We start from the raw sequence: 20,933 nt of genomic DNA, 5'->3' as shown, positions 1-20,933 counted from the left end.
TCAAATGGCTTTATGGTTAAATTTATGTTTTATACAGTTGAGGGTTTATTGCTATTGATTTCTCAGTTCAACTGAGTAAGTCCTATCCATAATCAGGACAATCTTTGTTCCAGCAAAAAAATTGTGAAAAATCGATTTCAGAAGTGATTTCACTACCCCCAAATAATAATAGATTCAAAATTATATAAAATTAAGTCAATGATTTGGAGACACGACCAAATTTCGAAAAAACAAGATTTCAAAGACTTTCTTAATGAAAGGATTTATACAATTGAATTTATTAGTTTAACATATTTCAGGTAATGTATTTATGAAGTAAAAATCTTCCACAATATTTCTAACCATAAAAGTGAAATTAAGTTACTCCTCATACTGAATAGCTAAAAGATCAGGTTTATTGGTCTCGATTATGGAATAAGAAGTTGATATTTTATCTAAAACATATTCTAAAAGCATCTAAAATCAAAGTTTCATTTGGATTTACCACATTTATTGTGGTATCGGTGAGATAAACTCCGATAAAAGCCAAAAAGTAGTAAAGCCTTAGTTTGAATATAGTATAAATACTATCTATTAGATATAGAATGAGAAATCCTTAAGGATTTCAATAAGGAATTTGTTTTCTTCCTACTTGATTATTTTAGGATGATCCACGTAAGGGAGTTAAAACAGTCTAAACCATGGAAGAATTGTATCTGAAGGAGAATGGCGTGGCAAATGATTACTAAGGTAAAAAAAATAATTAATTATATAATTGATTATAAAAATTTTTGGGCATTATCTAAATACAGTACCCGTTTCTCTATCAATTGGAGAGACCGATATCCCTGCCTTTATGACAACAGTGACACTACACCATTTGATTCGCATTATATTTATCATCCGGCATGGGCGGCGAGGGCTATTATAAAAATAAAGCCAGCAGTTCATGTTGATATCTCTTCAACACTTCATTTCTGCTCCATTCTCTCAGCATTTGTTCCCGTAAAGTTTTATGATTATAGACCAGCAGATCTGAAACTTTCTAATCTTTCCTCCGGATCTGCTAATATTTTATCTCTCCCATTTGCCTCAAATAGTGTTGAATCTTTGTCCTGTATGCATACTGCAGAACATATTGGACTTGGTAGATATGGTGACTCATTAGATCCAGATGGGGATCTCAAAGCGATTGCTGAACTTAAACGAGTACTTGCATTTGAAGGAAATTTATTATTTGTTGTCCCAATAGGGAATAAACCAAAGATAATGTTCAATGCTCATAGAATATATACCTATAAACAGATAATTGAACATTTTAACGACTTAGAGCTTATTGAGTTTGCACTGATACCTGATTATCCATCATCAGATGGGATTATACTTGACGCAACTGAAGAAATGGCAAATAAATGTACATATGGGTGTGGGTGTTTCTGGTTTTTGAAAAAAATATCCGAATGTAAGTAATATTCTTTTTAGTAATTATATTATTGAGCTATTCCCAATATTAATCTGATTCTCAATAGGCAGGAGCTTCACAATTATTTACCAGCAGCAGAAACTCTATCTGTTATCAGGAATTTGAAATTCAGAAACTTATATTGAGTTTTGGGATCAGCTCATTTACAGTTTATTTTTAGTTAGAAGAGAATTATAGAGAAATAATGATTTTTTAGAAGACAAGCATTAAAAGTGGGTTCGAATTATGCTTTATAGCTTTGAATAGCTACATTTACAAATTTTGCTTTTCATGAATTGTTGTTAATATATATGGACGAACCTTAAACCAGCATAAGAGTTTTTATCTTCTTTTGGAAGTTATGGGTTAATGTTTTAAAATATTTTACTTTGTGGACTATAAATCTATCCGTAAAATTGATAGAAAATATGTACCTCCTGCAAAATGCTTTTACATGTTTACACAATAACTATTAAATGATCTAAATTGAAAATTAGCTTACCCCTTAAAAGTCACTTCTTTGGATTATTTAGGTCAGCATGTTAAAGCCTTTCAGTCAGATTGATCATTTCCTTTAAGATATCACCACAACATAAGGGCTTTGCCTTTTACTCCAGTTAAGGCTCCGATACTAAATCACTTTTTAATGTCATTAATGTCTGAGTTTTAGAAGAACCACTAGAATGCGCGTATTGGGCATATAAATGATTGTATATAATAAGCTTGTTTTGATATCATAAGATAAAAGTTTTGGAGAAAAAAATGATAATTGTTAGACTAATTGGCGGTCTTGGCAATCAAATGTTTCAATATGCCTTAGGTCGACAGCTTGCAGTTAAGAACAACAGCACATTAAAGCTTGATATACAAGGGTTTAATGATTATAAACTTCGAAATTATGACCTAAGTTGTTTTAATATACTGGAAAATATTGCCACATCAAATGATCTCTCGGGAGTTGTCCTTCCATCAGACAGGTTAATTAGTAAAGTTGGAAAACATATAGGTGTAAAACTCAAAGGAATTCAACAAATACAATATATAAAAGAAAAGACATTCAATTTCCAGCAAGAGATTCTAAATATGGGGGATAATATATATCTTGATGGCTATTGGCAGAGTGAAAAATATTTTTCTGATATAAAAAAAATAATCAAAAAGGATTTCACTGTTAAAAACCGCCCAGATCCAATAAATGAATCTATTATGAAAGAAATCACAGAATGTGAGTCAGTGAGTATACATATCAGAAGAGGAGATTACGTTTCCAACCCTACAACCAGTCAGTATCATGGCTTCCTTGGCCTTGAATATTATCAAAGGGCAATGAGACTAATGCTTGAAAAAATAGACAATCCTTACTTCTTTGTTTTTTCCGATGATCCAGACTGGGCAAGCGAAAATATCAAAACGGATTCGCCGGTAACCTACATCAAACATAACGGTGATAAAAATTATGAAGATATGAGGCTGATAAGCACATGTAAACATCACATTATCGCAAACAGTTCATTTAGCTGGTGGGGAGCGTGGTTATCAAAAAGTGAAGAAAAGGTAGTAATTGCTCCAAGGAAATGGTTCAATGTTAATACATTAGATACAAAAGATCTATATCTAGATTATTGGAATAAAATGTAACATGCTGGGGTCCTGAGATAGTAATAGGCAGCATAGTCTCCTTCTTATAGCAAATCTATTGATAGAAGTAAGTATATTTGCCACTGAGAACTCGCTGAATCCGGATTCTTATTTTCGGATTCTTATTTTAAACTGTTGAAGTCCTAGTATCGAATATAATTGGTTGTATAATTCTTAGTTTAAAATATATTCAAATACTTACCAAATCTCTTTAAATTTATGTCATTATAAGTGGCAGTAAATGTAACTAATTGATTTGTGAAAATCACGGTTCTGCAGACTCCTCTTAGCTACATTTTCATCCAAAGAATTTTGAACATGCTCCTTATTTTTTGTCCCCACAAAAAACGAGGAACAATCACTCTTGTTATTAAATAAGTATATTAAATTTATTGATCTAAGTCTTAAGACGGTTCAGTCTTCCAGACTGAACCTTTACTCCTATAAATATTCTAAACGTGTTTATACTCAGCATCAGCTACTTGTTCTTGTTTTACTGAATGAGTATATATAAGCACAAACTATCGTGATCTTGTAGAACTTGTTAACATTATGAGCACTAAAAAGGAAAAACTTGACCTTAATAACATTCCTCATTATACTACTCTTCAAAAGTTTGTGCCCAGAATCCCCTCTTCATTTTTTTACCTAATTCTATCAAAAACTCTAAACTATTTTATTCATATGGAGAAAATGCTTTTATTACAGTAATTGATGTAACTAGATTTACGAGTTCACATGCAAGTCATTATTATTCTAGAAGAACAGGGAAGCTCCTCCAGAGCTTCCTTAAAACTTCAACATCAGTAGACACTGATAAAAAAGTAATATTAGGATGGAAAATCAGGCAAAAAGATGATCATGATGTCAAGCATGCAAAAACTCTGATAAGACAATCAAAAAAGTTAAGAAAATCGGAATTTTATGTAATGGATAAGGATATGGTCCTGAAAAAATTCATGCTCTTATCATAAAAGAAATAAAAGCAGATTCAATTATACCTTTAAGAATAAGAAAAAGGAATAAAATAAAGGGGAAATATAGAAAACAGCTATATTTAACCTTTGATAAAATAAAATACAACAAAAGAAATATAGCAGAAACAACGTTCTCTGTTGTCAAAAGGAAGTTTGGAGAATTACTAAGGGCAAGAAAGTTCTATAGTCAAGTCAAAGAAATAAAAATTAAACTGTTAGTGTATCATATAGATAAAAAGGCAGTGTCGCAAATTTGCTGTAAATTTGAAGTCAAGTTTTTGTGTATTATGGGAAAGTTGATCTTCTGATGTGGAATTTTCTACTCAATAACTTCTTGAGATTTGTGAGTTTACAGAACTTATGTTACACTGTCGATAAAAATGTTGTGGGAATAATTTACATATAATTAAGGATTTCTACAGAGCAAAAATCACATTAATTTAAGTATATTTTTAATACAGGATAGAGGAAAATAAATGAAAATTTACAATATGTTAATTAATTTTTTTCTGGAAAGAGGTTAGTTGTAAAAGCCTATAAATCTTATTTAAAAGAATGGTTTTAATAAACCATGTTAGTTTTTGATAGCTGAAGAAGATGCCATTTATTTCAAAATTAAGATGCAGGATTAATTAGTTTAAGGGGTGGGACTAATTTTTTATCGATAATAAATAAATCAAAAATGTACTGAACTGCCATCAATGAAATTCTATGAATAATACTGCGAATATAATGGATTTTTCGGACTATGCTTAATATAACCACTATTTTCTCAAATATTTTGAAAATAGATCCTATCCAGCGCCAGAGCATAATTTCATTATTCTGGCAGATCGCATTTACAGCTATAGGCTTCCTTAGTACTATGTACTTTGCACGCACAGTAGGTGCTGCAGTTCTGGGCTCTTATTTCCTCTTTTTTGCATATTTCACTCTTATTAATATGGTTACTGATGGAGGATTTGGGGGAGCTGCAATTAAGCGCATTAGTGAAGGAGAAAATTCTGATGCGTATTTTAGTGCGTACTTTGTCTTGAGATTAACGTTTACAATAGCTGGAATACTGGCTTTACTTGTTTTTATGGACTATTTTTCAGAACTTAATGAATCAGGAACGTTTCTCTGGCTACTTGTGGCATTATTAGTCTCAATGGTCTCAGGCCCTATTTCTAGTGGAGTTGCTGGCAAGGGGAGAATGGGGATACGCAATACTTGTGAAGGCATAAGCAATATTTTACGTATTTTATTTCAGATCCCAGCAGTATATCTTGGATATGAAACCGCAGGGCTTGCTGGCGGAATGATAGCTGGAATGATAGGGGCAGCGATAGTCGAATATCGCTTTTTTGATTTACACTTCGCACATTTCAAATGGGAGCATATAAAAAGCTTATTTGCATTCTCGTTCTGGTTATTTTTAACGTCTGGGGGAGCGCTTGTATTTTCACAGGCAGATACTGTGCTTATTGGGTATTTCATGAATACTGAAGATGTAGGAATCTATAGGATAGTCCTCCAATTCACAGCAATTGCTACATTCAGTTCATATGCATTAAGAAGCACACTCTGGCCAAGAGTCAGCCAGTGGGGTAAAATCAATGAAATTTCCCTTATAGAAAAGTCTTTAGGTCGAGCAATAAGCTATTCATTACTGCTCGCACTTCCAGTACTAGTTGGTGGGATATTGCTTGGAGATCATCTATTGGGCTTCTTCTATGGTGCAGATTTTGCTAGTGGCTATCAAGCCCTTGTAGTATTGCTTATTGTACAGGTAATTAATATATTTCAGTACTTTTTCACAATGTACTTAGATGCCCTTGATCGTCCGCAAGAATCCTTTAAAGCTACGGCAGTGGGGGTTGGAGCAAATATTCTTCTCAATATAATACTTATTCAGCTCATGGGTATAAATGGTGCAGCCATTGCGACTCTAGTATCGTTAGCATTAAATGCCCTACTTGCGTGGAGAGCCTTATCAAAATATATAACAATCCGTCTGGAGGTAGGTTCTCTCTCGAATATCCTGGTTTCTTCGGTTATAATGGGAGCAGTTGTTGGTTTTTACCGTTTGATTTTGCCACCCTCTAACATATGGCTTACATTGCTTGCAGTTGCTTTAGGGGGGACTGTGTATGGTTTTTTGATATTGAAACTGGATAGAAATGTCTGTGATGAAATGAGAAATATTGTAGAGAAAGTGGGTATAGGATATATTTGGCCGAAATGGCTATGAATCGATATCTGTATACAGTCGCTGTATTATTTCTTTAAGAATTTATTATTTGAATAAGAAAGGTGGAAAAAATGATTAAAATCAGTGTTATTATTCCAACTTGGAATAGGGCAGAAACACTTGGTAAAGCTATTTCAAGCGCCTTAAACCAAACTTTTCCTCCTCTCGAAATTTTGGTGTGTGGAGTTGACGGTTCTCCGGATCAAAAAATTGTTAATTCAATTCATGACTCCCGTGTGGTATGGATAGAAGGAGGACGTGATGGGCTTGCATCGATTCCCAGAAATAGAGGAATTAAAGCAAGTAAGGGAGATTGGTTAGCTTTTTTGGATAGCGATGATGAATGGTTGCCGGATAAACTTGAAAAACAACTGGAACATGTTAATAAAATGGGATGCAGTGCTGTATGCTCTGATGCAATAAGATACATACCTTCTCAAGGATATCAAGGGACGATACTTAATGGGAACATCTCTGGAGATTTGATATCTTTTCCCTTAATTACTAGTGATAATTATGTAATCTGTAGTTCGGTTTTGATTAAGAAAGACATTTTAGTAAAATGTGGAGGATTTCCTGAAGATAGATCATTGAAAATAGGGGAAGACTATGCATTGTGGCTACGTGTCACTACATTGACTAATTTTGCTTTCTTAAATGAACCTTTATTAATATATAGGGATGAGCCTCAAACCAGTATAAGGGCTTTTTGTCCTCCCTATTGGGAGATAAGAGTTAACGTTTTGAAAGATTTCGTTTTATGGGCTGAAGATAAAAATTTCAATAAAACTAATAAAAAATATATTGGTCTTGCAAAAAAGTTACTTTTCTACGCCTATATTCAAAAGTTGTTGAATAAATTTGTTGGAAATTTACGGTCACTAGTAAAAAATAAATTTTTAAAATAAATTATACAAGCAGATCATAAAATGATTGGTTAGTAATCCTTATGCTTTCAACTTTTAAATATAATTATCTAGAAAAGACCTCGAATATTTGCTTAGTCTACGTCTAATCCAAGTTAGTAATCCGTTAAGCTCTTAAAAGTATAGCTCATATATCAAAAAGTTATGTTATATAACATTAACTTCTTTTATCTGTTGATAAATATAGTGCAATAAAGAAATGTATTAATACGTAAAATTTACCCAAATCTATAATATGAATAGGTAATAAGAAGTATCCAAATTTAAAAAATAAGGGATTAGACTTAAATATCTTAGAATAGGGTAAAATTAAAAGCTATATTGATCTGAGGGTCTATTTTTTGGCAGAAGATATTCTATATAAGTGCACGAGATATTTTCTACATAAACTCCTCCCATATATAGAGAAACCTCTTATACTAGCTGGTAAATTCGTAGGCTCATTTTTTATTCCATTTTTTAAGTCACAGCTTTTTCTCCTTTTTCCGTTTTACCATATAGGAGGAGCCGAGAAAGTTCATCTAAAAATTACTGGCTGCCTTAAAGAATATGATCCGATAGTGTTTTTTGCGGATAAATCAACAAATTCAGCATTAAAAAAGCAATTTATGCAAAACGCTAAAATATTTAATCTTGGTTATTTAAATAACCCACTCTTGATTTACTTTTGGGTCGGTGTATTGTTCACAATTTTCAATAGTAAGAAAAATTGCATAGTATTTGGATGCAATAATCTACTTTTTTACAGGCTACTTCCATATTTAGATCCTCAGATCCGCTGTATGGATCTCATACACGCTTTTGGTGGTGGAATTGAAAACTTCAGCCTTCCGTATGTTAACAGATTAGAAAAAAGAGTTGTTATTAATACACGGACATTGAGTGACCTGAAGAACCAATATCATTCAAATGGGATTAATGAAAAAATGAGTGAAAGGATTTTTTTAATCGAAAACTGTGTACATGTTCCAGAAAAAATTAGCAAGAAAATTAATGGATCTACTTTAAGAATCCTGTACGTAGGTCGTGGTTCGGAAGAAAAACGAGTACATCTTATAGGAAAAATTTCCCTCATCTGTCATCAAAAAGAAATGCCAGTTGAATTTACTTTAGTTGGAGATATTATAAATTCAATTCCCCATGAGTATAGGAAATATTGTAATTTTTTAGGAGAGATTGTAGACGAAAAAAGGATCTCGGAAATATACAATAATTCTGATATATTGCTACTCGTATCGAAGTATGAAGGTTTTCCTTTAGTTATAATGGAAGCAATGGCCCATGGCGTTGTAACTATAAGCACTGATGTAGGGGGTATTTCAGAACATATTCATGATGGGTACAACGGTTTTCTTATAAAAAACGAAAGCGAAGATCAAGTTGTAAATGAAATGTGTGACGTTATAAGTGAACTTGTCTCAAATAAACTTTTGGTGGATAGGATTTCTGCTAAAGCTTATGAATATGCAAAAATAAACTTTAATTGTGAAAAATTCTGTTCAAAATATAAAAAGCTAGTCTGGGGAAGATAACTGCTTCAATTTTTGAAAATATAACAAAAAATATCCAATATAGGACTTACGCACTTGAGGTTCAAAATCAAGAACAATAGACATTGTTGTTGAAGCTATTGTTTAGACGGTTGAAGGTTTAACGCCGTTGGTTTTTCGGTTCAACCGCGTAAGTCCTACAATAGAAAAAAGTACTATGAAGAAAAACCTTATAACATCAATTGATCATTGTAAAAAAATTGTTTTCAGTCTGAAGATTAGTTTAGGTAGTCTTCAAAAGAAATTATTAATGAGTATTCTGCGGCTTAATACTATCAGGAAACATGGTGTCATATACGTTGACCTAATCCCGAAGTTCCTTAGTAAGAAGACTATATGGTTTCTGGCATAGTAGTAAGTCTGTCTCAAGCGTCCGGATAGCCTGCAACCACCTGTGCTGACTCTGTTATGATCTGCTACTGCAGCCGGTTGGAAGTAAAACTTAAATCCCTTGTTAATGAGCCGCATGTTCAGGTCACTTTCCTCACGGCAGTATGTGCCCTTATAGGCTTTTTCTTCATACCCACCTATACCCTGTAACTGATCCCTCGGGTATAAACAACAAGCGTGTCCCATATTTACTTCTAAAACACTTCCAGAGTCCATCCCGTAATTGTTGAAGATCTCACCAGTGAATCTGTTTACATAAAATGGTATATTATGCCTGACAGCTTCTTCATCTGGATCTGTATTTTCTATCAATCTCGGAACGATAACAATATCATGTATTTCAAGTGAACTGTAAGTGCTGACAAGTCTCTCTAAACAGTCTTGATGTAAAACCAGATCATCTTCAATGAAAAACACTAATTGCCCTGCAGCTGCTGATAGGGCTTTATTTCTGTTACGTGGAAGTCCTAAGTTGTGTTCATTAATTATACCTTTTATTCTGGAATCACGGGTCATATAATGTTTTATGACATCCTCTGTATTGTCAGTTGAACAATCATCCGAAATCAAAAGTTCCCAGCTGGTGTATAACTGGTTTAAGACCGATTCGACACAGACTCCAAGAATGGATGCCCTATTGTATGTCGGTAAAATTATTGATACTAGTGGTCTTTTGCTCATAAATTATTCACCAATTTTTCGGACTAAAATAATTATAACAATAATGTCAAAACCCCATCTTTCGCCGGAATAAGTTCTCTTTCTATATGCATTATTTCATCGTTGTTTCAGTGTGTTATGGCTAACTACCTCAAAGACTAAAACCAAGTTTTTCCTTAAAAATTATTTTATAAAACTGTGTCATAATTCTTTGTATACTTTTAACGTTTTTTTTGCCGAATCTTTCCAGCTAAATATTTTTGATCTTTCAAGTCCTTTTCTGGTCATTTCTTCTCGGAGTCCCTCATTCGTTAATAGCTCATACATTTTTTCAGCAAATTTATTTGCGTCGTATGGGTCTATAATTATAGCAGCATCTCCCACAACTTCAGGCAGTGAAGAGCTGTTTGATGTTATTACCGGGGTCCCGCAAGCCATAGCTTCGAGAGGGGGTATTCCAAAACCCTCATACAAAGATGGAAATACAAATAAGTCAACAGCATTGTATATTTTTGCTAATTCACTCTCTGGCACATACCCTGCAAAGATAACATCCTTCTGTAAATTCAGGGACTCTATTTGCTTCAGGAGTTTTTCTCTTACTCCCAGGTAATTTGGCGTTCCTACTTTCAACAATTTTATCTGTGGGATTTTACTTTTTAATTTATTGAATGAACTTATTAAAACTTGAATATTTTTTCTTGGTTCCTCCGCTCCGACATACAGGATTACCTTTTCATCTTCTTTTATCCCATACTTTTTCAAAATTGACTTATTTCGATTTTGATAGTATAAATTGTGGTCTACAGCAGGAGGTATAATCTCTATCTTATCTTCTGGATATCTTATATGTTTAATAATATCGTTTTTAGAAAATTCGGATACGGTAATTATTTTTTCTGCTTTTCTCAATCCTTTTGCGTTAAGTTTCCATATGGGGTTTTGGGTATGATAGTATGCAACAGGTATAATATCATGGCAGGTAACAATTGTTTTTTTTAAATCTATTAGCTCGAGAAGAAATGCAAGATCTTGGCGGGTCACATGCTTAACGTTATTCTTAATTACTTCTTTCTTTACAATGAATGGATATGCAAAGTATTCAACAATTTTATTAACCCCAGGTGTCTTTGATATGTCCGGATATTCAATCCTATTTAATTTGATGTTCCCTAGCCTGCTATTGATTTCACTTTGATATTTTGACATCCCGAATATTTCGTCTGTTTTCAGGCCGTTTATATAATCAATTTCCATATCTAAATTCCCCAAAAATTCAGGAATAATTCTGCAAATGTTTCTTTTAACGAAAAAATTAATGATTTGTCTTTAATGATTTGTCTTATTACTTTGCTTTATGTACTCTTTTTCTATTCTAGCTGATACTTCATTCCAGTCCATTATTCCCTTTAATCTCCCAGAAACCGGTTCTCTTTTAAATATCTCAATTTTTTGAAGCGAATCAATCACTTTTTCTACTGTTACAGGATTCTCAATCCCCGCGCAATTTTCCCCATCAACAAATTCCTCAAGTGCACTCCCTTTCGCAACCACACAGGAAGTCCCTGCAGCCAGTGCCTCAGCAACCGTTATTCCATATGCTTCATGGGAGGAGAGCATTAAAAAAATATCAGCTGATGCATAACATTCGAGAAGCTCTTCTCTTGAGAGATTTTTCAACCACTCGACCCTTTCAGCCACCCCCAGTTTTTTTGCCATATTTCGGAGCTCTTCTTCATAGGGTCCCTTTCCAACAACCCTTAACCTGAAATCTTTCAGTTCAGGCAGGCTTTGAATTATATACTGCACTCCTTTATACTCTTCCAGGCGGCCCACATACAGGAGAATTTTTTCTTTTCCAACCTTGTCTTTTCCTATCTGCTTTTCACCAGTTGCTTCTTCACCAGCTTTCCTTTCAACACTCTCGCCCTTCTGCCGGGTTCGCAGGTGTTCAAACTCTTCAAAGCTTATCCCATTTGGAATTTTTACAGTTTTTCCTTCAACTCTAAAATCAGCCTCAACTAGCCTTTTTTCGTACTCTGATACGCATATTACGGAATCTGCCCTTGAAAATATAACTTTTCCAAAGAGCCTGTACGGCTTATGAAGAAGGTTTCTAAACGCAGTATGCCCGCTCCTGTGGTAATGAGGTGTAAATACAAACCTTCTTCCACGTTTTCCAAGAGCTGCAAATAAAGCAGGAAGAGCGTGATAGCTGTGTGCATGAATCACATCAAAATTGTGCTTTTTAAGATAAAAATAGATCTGAGGGGCAAAGTAGTATGCATTTCCGGGGGCAAAAGACCTGAACCTGATGACCTTTACCCCATTTATTATTTCTCTTCTGTTTAGTTTTCCGGTTGGGTCTGTTGTTATAATCTCAACATCATGCCCTGCCCTGACCAGCCTCTCGTTAATCTCCTTGACATGTGTTTCCACTCCTCCGATATCAGGAGAATAACGAGGACAGATCTGGGCTATTTTCAAGAATAAACCTCTTTGAATAGTGTTTATAGGTAGTAATTATAAGGAGTAATGCATTAGCTTAATATAAAGATAATGTGATAGTTAAGATAGATGGCATCCAGCAGAAGCATTTGCATAGTCGGACCTTCCAAGCGTTTTTTAAGTGGAATCAGTTATTATACTATTCGTCTGGCAAATGCAATGCATTCGGAAAAAAATGTTTCTGTTATCTGCTTCAGGCAATTGTTGCCAACCTTTCTTTTTCCCGGAAAGTCTCACGTCGGAAAAGATATTTCTAACCTGAACTTTTCATCCGGAATTCCTGTTTTTGATGGAATGGACTATAATAACCCCCTGACGTGGCTCAGGGCATATAATTTCATTAAAGAACAGAAACCTGATGTCATAATTTTGCAGTGGTGGACCTCCTCAGTTGCCCATATGCAGCTCCTGTTAAAGATATTTGCAGGCATGTCAAATAAACCAAAAATTATAATCGAATTTCATGAAGTCGTGGATCCCTTTGAAGAGTCCATACTTCCTATCCGTTTATATTCGAAAATAACGGGAAAACTCCTTCGCAAAAACCTTGATGCATATATTACCCATTCGGAATCCGATAAACAGCTTGTTGCAGAAAGATATACAATTGCCCCTGAAAAAATCCATGTAATCCCACACGGGCTTTATGACCAGTATGGAGAATTGCTCGACACAAAGGAAGCAAAAAAGAATCTCTTGATAAATGAAGAGTTTGTGATTCTATCATTTGGTTTGATCCGAAAGTACAAAGGGACTCCCTACCTTATAAGAGCCTTTGAGCAGCTTCCTCCCGAAATCCTTGAAAAAAGCAGGCTATTGATCGTCGGAGAAATCTGGGAAGACCGAAAAGAACTGTTTGACCAGATTAATGCGTCTCCAGCACACGATAAAATTACGCTTATAGATGAGTACGTTCCTGATGATAGGGTAAATATTTATTTCAGCGCTGCAGATGTGGTGGTTCTGCCCTACCTGAGGGCTTCCCAGAGTGGGATTGCCCATATTGCTATGTCTTTTGGAAAACCGGTGGTAGTCTCTGAAGTTGGCGGCCTGAAAGAATCAATGGCAGGGTATGAAGGTACTTTTTTTGTCCCTCCCGGAGATGTCGAATCCATCAGGAGAGCTGTCCTGAGCCTTCTAGGGACAGGGGAGTATTATGAAGCTCCGGACCAAAAATGGGATAAAATTATAAACTGTTACATTGAATTAACACAATCCATTTAATTTTTTCTTCTGTTGGTGCATCTCTGAAGCCATTTTAATCAGTTTTACGGTGAGAAAATTGAAATTATTATAAGTAATACAGGAAAAGTAAAACCGAATAAATACAACTGAATAAATACAACTGGATAAATACAACTGAATAAATAAAACCGAATAAATACAACTGAATAAATAAAACCGAATAAATAAAACCGAGTAAGTAGAACCGAAATATACATAACCTTTGAATCTCTCTGATTCTCTTCTAATACAAATTATATATTTGTCGCGAAATGAACCTCTTGAAGGGGATTATTATGGTTTCTCAGGATCGTCCTGCAACAACGTTCAAGTCTAGAATAAAGTCCAGCTTGCCTTATACCCTGGTAGTTGCGATAATTGGCTTTGTTTCCCTGTGGATTAGAACACGTCCGTCTGAGTATGTTTTTCTATCCAATGGGTTTGTAAGGTTTGGGGGCAATGATCCCTGGTACCATATGCGTACCCTGAATGTTCTTCTCGAAAATTATCCTCAAAGGATGTTTTTCAACCCTATGACCAATTATCCCAATGGCAGTTACATCCATTTCGGTCCTCTTTTTGACCAGATGATGGCCATAATATCCTTAATTTTAGGACTGGGAAGTCCGAGTCAGGATCTTATCAATACTGTAGGAGCTTATTTCCCTGCAGTTCTGGGTGCTCTTACTGTTATTCCTGTTTACTATATCGGAAAATACCTCGGAGGTCGTAAAACCGGCATCCTCGCTGCAGTCCTTATTGCTTTTGCTCCGGGACAGTTTTTGTCACGTTCGATAATTGGTTTCACGGACCATCACGTGGCTGAGTCTCTATTTAGCACATTCTTCATGATGTTTTTCATGCTGGCAATAATCACTGCAAAGAAAAAGAATTTGCGTTTTGAAGATTTATTCAATAAAAACTTCAATGTGGTTAAGGAACCGCTTATTTATTCTATAATTGCTGGTGTCATGTATTCCGCTTACCAGCTTTCCTGGCCAGGAGCTTCTCTTTTCTTGTTTATTGCCCTGGTTTATGCTGTTGTCCAGTATATCCTTGATAACTTTAATGGCGAATCGAGTGATTATCTCGGGTTCACAGGTATTATCACATTTCTGGTAAGTGCAATACTTATACTTCCATTTGTCCACCCTGATATGGGATTCTCTCTATATTATTACTCCTGGTTCCACGTTGCAACAGCCACCGGAATAGTAGTTTGTTTTGGAATTTTGAGCTTTATTGAAAGAGAATTCAAAAACCGGAATCTAAAAGCTTACTACTATCCTCTGGCAATATTCGGACTTGGCATTTTCGGACTCCTTGCAATAAGAATCGCGTCCCCACCCATTTATTCACTTATTATAAACGCTCCACATACCGTATTTGGAGTCCAGACAGGCGGTCCTTCCACGATTGCCGAAGTATCCTCAATATTTTACGACGGTGGGGTTTTTACCCTCTCAAGAGTCTTTGGAAACTTTACTGCCTCGGGTTTCTTTGCTTCTTTGCTTGGAATGCTCGTCCTGATTGCAAATGCTGTCCGGAAACCGAAACCTGAAAAGGTACTGGTTCTTGTCTGGAGTGTTTTAATTCTCTTCACAATTTACGGCCAGAACCGCTTCGCGTACTATTACTCAATAAATGTTTCAATTCTCAGTGCCTACATAGGAGGTTTACTTCTTGAAAAGGTAAAGTGGAATGAACTTGATGAAAAATTCAAGTCCACTGTTAAATCTCCTGCAGATATTCCGGGCTTTTTGAAGTTCCTAAGGGTAGAGCAGGTTCTTACGGTCCTGGCTATAGTGGTTGTACTTATTTATCCTGTGTACGGGTCTGCAATGGAACTTACAAAAGGCACAGGTGGTCCTGATGGACCCTGGATAGAAACGTGTCTCTGGCTCAAATCCTATACTCCTGACCCGGGAATGGATTATAACGGAATTTACGAAGCTCCTGAAGACGGGAAGCTTTTCGATTATCCTGATTCTGCATACGGAATTATGTCCTGGTGGGATTATGGTCACTGGATTGAAACTATCGGGCAAAGGATGCCCAATTCAAATCCTTTCCAGGCAGGAATCGGAGGACGCAGGGGAAGCATGGAGGAAGAAAATCAGCCTGGCTCTTCTACTTTCTTTACAGCTCAGTCTGAAGAAGAAGCAACTGAAGTGCTGGAGGCTATCCATCCCGACCCTGAAAAAGAAGGCGCTCGCTATATCATCTCGGATATTGAAATGGCCACTGGCAAGTTTTACGCAATGACTGCCTGGACCCTTGATACCGAAGGCTACTACCAGCCTTACTGGACTGGCAGTGACTACCAGTATCTTCCCTCCACACGTTATTTCGATTCAATGGTGTCAAGGCTTCACCTTCTGGACGGAAATGGGCTTAAACATTACCGCCTTGTCCATGAGACCTGGGCTTATCAAACCCAGGAAGCAGGATACAAGCAGGTCTATAATTTACTTTATGGAAGCAGCGTCCCTGAAGTTGATTCCGGCTATGTCAAGATTTTCGAGTATGTAATGGGTGCTAAAATCACAGGAACAGCTTCCCCCAATGAGACCGTTAATATAAACACAACAATTTTGACAGGTCAGGGAAGAACGTTTGAGTATTTCCAGTCAACAAGTTCTGACTCTGAAGGAAGGTATGAATTTACTGTTCCTTACTCGACAGAAGGTCCCCTCCCCGGGGAAACACAGTTCGATACTGCACCTGCGGGCGCTTATGTCGTAAGCTATGGGGATATAACAAAAGAAGTAAGGGTGAATGAGGAAGCAGTGCTGAATGGACAGGAAGTAAAAATCTAATGGCAACATAAAGCCGGAAGCGGGATCTAAAGCTAATATGTGCCGGGATATGCAGATCCTGAGATGTGCAGAAAAAATTAAACTGCACCTGAAAATCTAAACTGCGTTTCTTTCTGCATATCTCTCTTCATATCTTTCTTTAGTCTTTCCGCCTTTTGTGATTTATCTGCCGTAAATTCTCTGTCAGAATTCTTTTTTGTGGAGATGGCTGGCGAGATCGAAACCGGGATAAAATTATAAACCTTCAGATTTAATTAATAAAATCTGTTCTACTTTCTTCTCACATAAATTATATATTTGATTGTAAAAATCTAGTCCTAAAAGGAATTACTATGAATTCTGAGAATCATCCTGCAACAACGTTCAAGTCTAGAATAAAGTCCAGCTTGCCTTATACCCTGGCAGTTGCGATAATTGGCTTTGTTTCCCTGTGGGTCAGAATGCGCCCTTACGATCATGTGTTTTTGTCCAACGGATTTGTAAAGTTCACGAGTAACGATCCCTGGTACCATATGCGCACCCTGAATGTTCTTCTCGAAAATTATCCTCAAAGGATGTTTTTCAACCCTATGACCAATTATCCCAATGGCAGTTACATCCATTTCGGTCCTCTTTACGACCAGATGATGGCGATAACATCCTTAATTTTAGGACTGGGAAGCCCGAGTCAGGATCTTATCAATACTGTAGGAGCTTATTTCCCTGCAGTTCTGGGTGCTCTTACTGTTATTCCTGTTTACTATATCGGAAAATACCTCGGAGGCCGTAAAACCGGCATCCTCGCTGCAGTCCTTATTGCTTTTGCTCCGGGACAGTTTTTGTCACGCTCACTTATTGGTTTCACGGACCATCACGTGGCCGAGTCTCTATTTAGCACATTCTTCATGATGTTTTTCATGCTGGCAATAATCACTGCAAAGAAAAAGAATTTGCGTTTTGAAGATTTATTCAATAAAAACTTCAATGTGGTTAAGGAACCGCTTATTTATTCTATAATTGCTGGTGTCATGTATTCCGCTTACCAGCTTTCCTGGCCAGGAGCTTCTCTTTTCTTGTTTATTGCCCTGGTTTATGCTGTTGTCCAGTATATCCTTGATAACTTTAATGGTGAATCGAGTGATTATCTCGGGTTCACAGGTATTATCACATTTCTGGTAAGTGCGATTCTTATTCTTCCTTTTATTCATCCTGAACTGGGCTTTTCAATGTACTATTACACCTGGTTCCATGTGGCGACAGCCATTGGCACTATGGCAGGCTTTGCAGCTCTGAGTCTTATCCAGAGGGAATTTAAAAACAGGAATCTAAAAGCTTACTACTATCCTCTGGCAATATTCTTACTTGGCTTCCTGGGACTCCTTGCAATAAGATTTGCATCTCCGTCCGTTTATTCTCTTATTATAAGCGCTCCGAATACCGTATTTGGGGTCCTGACAGGAGGAGCGGCTACAATTGGTGAAGTTTCCTCTATGTTTTATTATGGAGGCACTTTCACTTTATCGAGAGCCTTTGGAAACTTCACAGTCTCCGGATTTTTTGCCTCAATAATTGGATTAATTATCCTTCTTGTGAGCGTAATCCGGAAAGCAAAACCTGAAGAAGTGCTGGTTCTGGTCTGGAGTATTTTGATGCTTTTTGCAATTTATGGCCAGAACCGCTTCGCATACTATTACTCAATAAATGTTTCAATTCTCAGTGCCTACATAGGAGGTTTACTCCTTGAAAAGGTAAAGTGGAATGAACTTGATGAAAAATTCAAGTCCAGTGTAAAATCTCCTGCAGATATTCCGGGTTTCCTGAAGTCCGTCAGGGCAAAGCAGGTTCTTGCGGTCCTGGCTATAGCAGTTTTTCTTATCTACCCTGTATATGGGGCTGCAATGGTACAATCAACAGGTTCAAATGACCCGGATTGGGCATGGATAGAAGCCTGTTTGTGGCTCAAATCCAGCACTCCTGACCCAGGAATGGACTACAACGCTATTTATGAAGCCCCTGAAGCCGGGAAGCTTTTCGATTACCCTGAATCTGCATATGGGGTCATGTCCTGGTGGGACTATGGTCATTACATAGAAACCCTGGGCCACAGGATGCCCAACGCGAACCCTTTCCAGGCAGGGATAGGTGGGCGCAGAGGAAGCATTAATGAAACAAATATGCCAGGTGCAGCTCCCTTTTTAACTGCCCAATCCGAAGAAGAAGCAACTGAAGTGCTTGAAGCCATCCACCCCGACCCTGAAAAATCCGGGGCGCGTTACATTATGTCCGATGAGAGGATGGCTGTAGACATATTTATGGCAATGCCTGAATGGACTCTTGATACCGAAGGGTATATGGAACCTTACTGGACAGGTAACGGTTACCAGTACCTCCCTTCCAAACGTTATTTTGATTCGATGGAATCCAGACTCCATTTTCTGGACGGAAACGGGCTTAAACAGTACCGTCTTGTTTATGAAACGTGGGCTTATCAAACCCAGGAAGCAGGATACAAGCAGGTCTATAATTTCCTTTATGGCAGCAGCATCCCTGAAGTTGACTCCGGCTATGTCAAGATTTTCGAGTACGTAAAGGGTGCAAAGATTACAGGAACAGTTTCCCCCAATGAAACTGTCAATATAAACACAACAATTTTGACAGGCCAGGGAAGAACGTTTGAGTATTCCCAGTCCACAACTTCTGACTCTGAAGGAAGGTATGAGTTTATTGTTCCTTACTCAACCGAAGGCCCCATCCCCGGAGAAACACAGTTCGACACTGCACCGACAGGCGCTTATGTTGTAAGCTATGGGGATACCAGAGAAGTAAGGGTAAGTGAAGAAGCAGTATTAAATGGAGAAGAAATAAAGGTTTGAAGGAGTATTTCGTCTGGAAGTAAAAATTCAAGCAGCAAGATGTGAAGCTCAGTTCTCCGCACATCTGCTTTCTTCCAGCCTTTAATTTCCTTTATTATTTTTTCCTCTCATGCCCGCTACTTAAATATACTATTAATAAACCTATTTCAAAGGTGACGTGTGATGGAAAACCCTATTAAAGGCCGGGTCTGGAAATTCGGAAACGATATAGATACTGATGTAATCATTCCGGGAAAATACCTGAGGACAAAGGATATGCAGGTCTTTGCGGCTCACGCAATGGAAGGTATTGACCCCGGGTTCTCAAAGAAAGCAAAGCCCGGAGATATTATTGTTGCAGGGGACAATTTCGGGTGCGGGTCTTCAAGAGAACAGGCGCCTCTGGCTTTGAAGCACGCCGGGATAGCCTGTATAGTCGCAAAATCTTTTGCAAGGATCTTTTTCAGGAATGCAATTAATGTTGGGCTTCCTCTAATGGAAGCAGGCATTGAATGTGAGGAAGGGGACGAAATTGAAGTTGACCTGCTTAAAGGTGAAGTTAAAGTTTCCGGAAAAGGTGTTTTCAGGGGGAACAAACTTCCTGACTTCCTTCTCGATATGCTCACTGACGGCGGGCTTGTTGCCCATAGAAAAAAAGTCCGGGACCATGAGAAAGAAGAATCAGCTTAACGGACAATTAAATAAATCAGTTTAACGGAGAATTATAGTAAAATTGATGAAATACTGCTTTGTTGCCTGATCTATAGATTGATCAGATTAGCAGGGTAACGGTATAAAAAGCGATATTTATGATTTTTCCAGACGAGTACAAATATGTGGGAGTGACTAAAGCGCTCCCCGAAGGCACTGAGGAGCCGGTTTATTTCCTTACGGAGTATCTTATTGAAGAAAGGGAAAAACCCGAAAAAGGCAGTTCTGAGAAAGGCAGTTCTGAGTATACAGTTTACCGCGTTAAAAAAAGCGGAGACGGGTTTCTAAGGAAAGTGGAAGCCCTTGAGACGATAGCCTCAGGAGAAGAGGTTGTCAAATATGATAAGGAACTGAACATCAAAGACCGTGCCCTCCTGATCGAGACGTCGTTAAAACTCTGTACCGGCAGGGTAAACACTGTCATTTTTACGGGTATGGACAGGCATGTTACCATAGTCCACGAGCCGGACCCTTCCGCTATTCTCGAAATAGAAATTCTTGATGTCGCTCCGCCTGAGCCTGCATGGCTTTCCCAGGTAGTGAGGAGACTTGAAGCAAGCGGGATTTTCGGAGATCTGCAGGTAAGGTTTACTGAGAATATTGTTGACCTCAGGCGTTTTGAAGGGGAAAAAACCGTCTTCCCATGCAGTTCATCAGGACTTGAAGGGAAATGCCTGGACTCGGATACTCTTACCGAAGACGGGCACCTGCTTGTAGGATGTGAAATCTCAAAGACTCTTTTTGAGATGCGATTTCCTGAACTTGAATATTCTTTCATAAACATCTGCCCTTTTAAATCCGAAATAGTTGTGCCTTCAAAACCCTTTATTACACGCTGCTGCAGGTCGGAAAAGTCAGGGCTTGTGAATATTTCAGGTTTTGAAGGGGCTGTTGTCCACTGGGGAGCATCGGAATACCAGGTTGCCGAAGCGGTCCGAAATCTCGTAACCAGGATCAGGAGTAAAAACAGTTCCGCCCAGGACCGGTAAATGCGGCCGGAAAACCTTTAAGTGCCGGATAACCTA

The 20,933-nt window shown here is 37.4% G+C and carries 13 protein-coding genes and 1 pseudogene; 11 read left to right on the top strand and 3 right to left on the bottom strand.

The features are described 5' to 3' along the window. The first annotated feature begins 717 nt into the window (after positions 1-717). From M886_RS00435 to M886_RS00415, 6 genes and pseudogenes are all read left to right on the top strand, one after another. Positions 718-1,449, top strand: coding sequence for a DUF268 domain-containing protein (locus M886_RS00435; protein ID WP_200880710.1), 732 nt, complete (start codon positions 718-720; stop codon positions 1,447-1,449). A gap of 754 nt (positions 1,450-2,203) precedes the next feature. Then, the gene (locus tag M886_RS00430; protein ID WP_048050458.1) at positions 2,204-3,079 is read left to right on the top strand and encodes an alpha-1,2-fucosyltransferase; all 876 of its coding nucleotides are present in this window, start codon (positions 2,204-2,206) and stop codon (positions 3,077-3,079) included. Between the two features lie 364 nt (positions 3,080-3,443). Beyond that, positions 3,444-4,364: pseudogene (locus M886_RS17585) on the top strand (IS5 family transposase). A gap of 473 nt (positions 4,365-4,837) precedes the next feature. Next, complete coding sequence (locus M886_RS00425; RefSeq protein WP_235203835.1) at positions 4,838-6,289, top strand: flippase; 1,452 nt, start codon at positions 4,838-4,840, stop codon at positions 6,287-6,289. Between the two features lie 71 nt (positions 6,290-6,360). Then, positions 6,361-7,197 carry a glycosyltransferase family 2 protein gene (locus M886_RS00420; protein WP_053228859.1) on the top strand — a complete coding sequence of 279 codons (837 nt, stop codon included), beginning with the start codon at positions 6,361-6,363 and terminating at the stop codon, positions 7,195-7,197. Positions 7,198-7,556: 359 nt separating this feature from the next. Beyond that, positions 7,557-8,747, top strand: a complete 1,191-nt coding sequence (locus tag M886_RS00415) for a glycosyltransferase family 4 protein (RefSeq protein ID WP_048050456.1) — start codon at positions 7,557-7,559, stop codon at positions 8,745-8,747. Positions 8,748-8,999: 252 nt separating this feature from the next. Here the strand turns inward: M886_RS00415 and M886_RS17430 are convergent, their stop codons facing one another. The 3 genes from M886_RS17430 to M886_RS00400 all read right to left on the bottom strand — a co-directional run bounded on the left by M886_RS17430 (position 9,000) and on the right by M886_RS00400 (position 12,302). After that, positions 9,000-9,836, bottom strand: coding sequence for a glycosyltransferase family 2 protein (locus M886_RS17430; protein ID WP_084685023.1), 837 nt, complete (start codon positions 9,834-9,836; stop codon positions 9,000-9,002). Between the two features lie 180 nt (positions 9,837-10,016). Continuing rightward, the gene (locus M886_RS00405; protein ID WP_048050455.1) at positions 10,017-11,072 is read right to left on the bottom strand and encodes a glycosyltransferase family 4 protein; all 1,056 of its coding nucleotides are present in this window, start codon (positions 11,070-11,072) and stop codon (positions 10,017-10,019) included. Between the two features lie 72 nt (positions 11,073-11,144). Beyond that, complete coding sequence (locus M886_RS00400) at positions 11,145-12,302, bottom strand: glycosyltransferase family 4 protein (protein WP_048050454.1); 1,158 nt, start codon at positions 12,300-12,302, stop codon at positions 11,145-11,147. Between the two features lie 90 nt (positions 12,303-12,392). Between M886_RS00400 and M886_RS00395 the strand changes: the two genes are divergently transcribed. The 5 genes from M886_RS00395 (at position 12,393) to M886_RS00375 (ending at position 20,897) form a co-directional block, all read left to right on the top strand. Then, a complete protein-coding gene (locus M886_RS00395; RefSeq protein WP_048050453.1) occupies positions 12,393-13,547 on the top strand; it encodes a glycosyltransferase family 4 protein in 1,155 nt (384 codons plus the stop codon). Positions 13,548-13,843: 296 nt separating this feature from the next. After that, a complete protein-coding gene (locus M886_RS00390; protein WP_048050452.1) occupies positions 13,844-16,366 on the top strand; it encodes an oligosaccharyl transferase, archaeosortase A system-associated in 2,523 nt (840 codons plus the stop codon). Positions 16,367-16,698: 332 nt separating this feature from the next. Beyond that, positions 16,699-19,218, top strand: a complete 2,520-nt coding sequence (locus tag M886_RS00385) for an oligosaccharyl transferase, archaeosortase A system-associated (protein WP_048050451.1) — start codon at positions 16,699-16,701, stop codon at positions 19,216-19,218. A gap of 162 nt (positions 19,219-19,380) precedes the next feature. Then, entirely contained in the window at positions 19,381-19,887 is a 507-nt protein-coding gene (gene hacB / locus M886_RS00380; protein ID WP_048050450.1) for a homoaconitase small subunit, read from the top strand. Positions 19,888-20,006: 119 nt separating this feature from the next. Next, entirely contained in the window at positions 20,007-20,897 is an 891-nt protein-coding gene (locus M886_RS00375) for a DUF7714 family protein (protein ID WP_048050449.1), read from the top strand. Positions 20,898-20,933 lie beyond the last annotated feature (36 nt).

Origin of the sequence: Methanosarcina soligelidi, from assembly GCF_000744315.1 — an archaeon.
Classification (GTDB): domain Archaea; phylum Halobacteriota; class Methanosarcinia; order Methanosarcinales; family Methanosarcinaceae; genus Methanosarcina; species Methanosarcina mazei.
The sequence above is the reverse complement of the archived record's forward strand: the minus strand, read 5'-3'. Positions and strand labels throughout refer to the sequence as shown.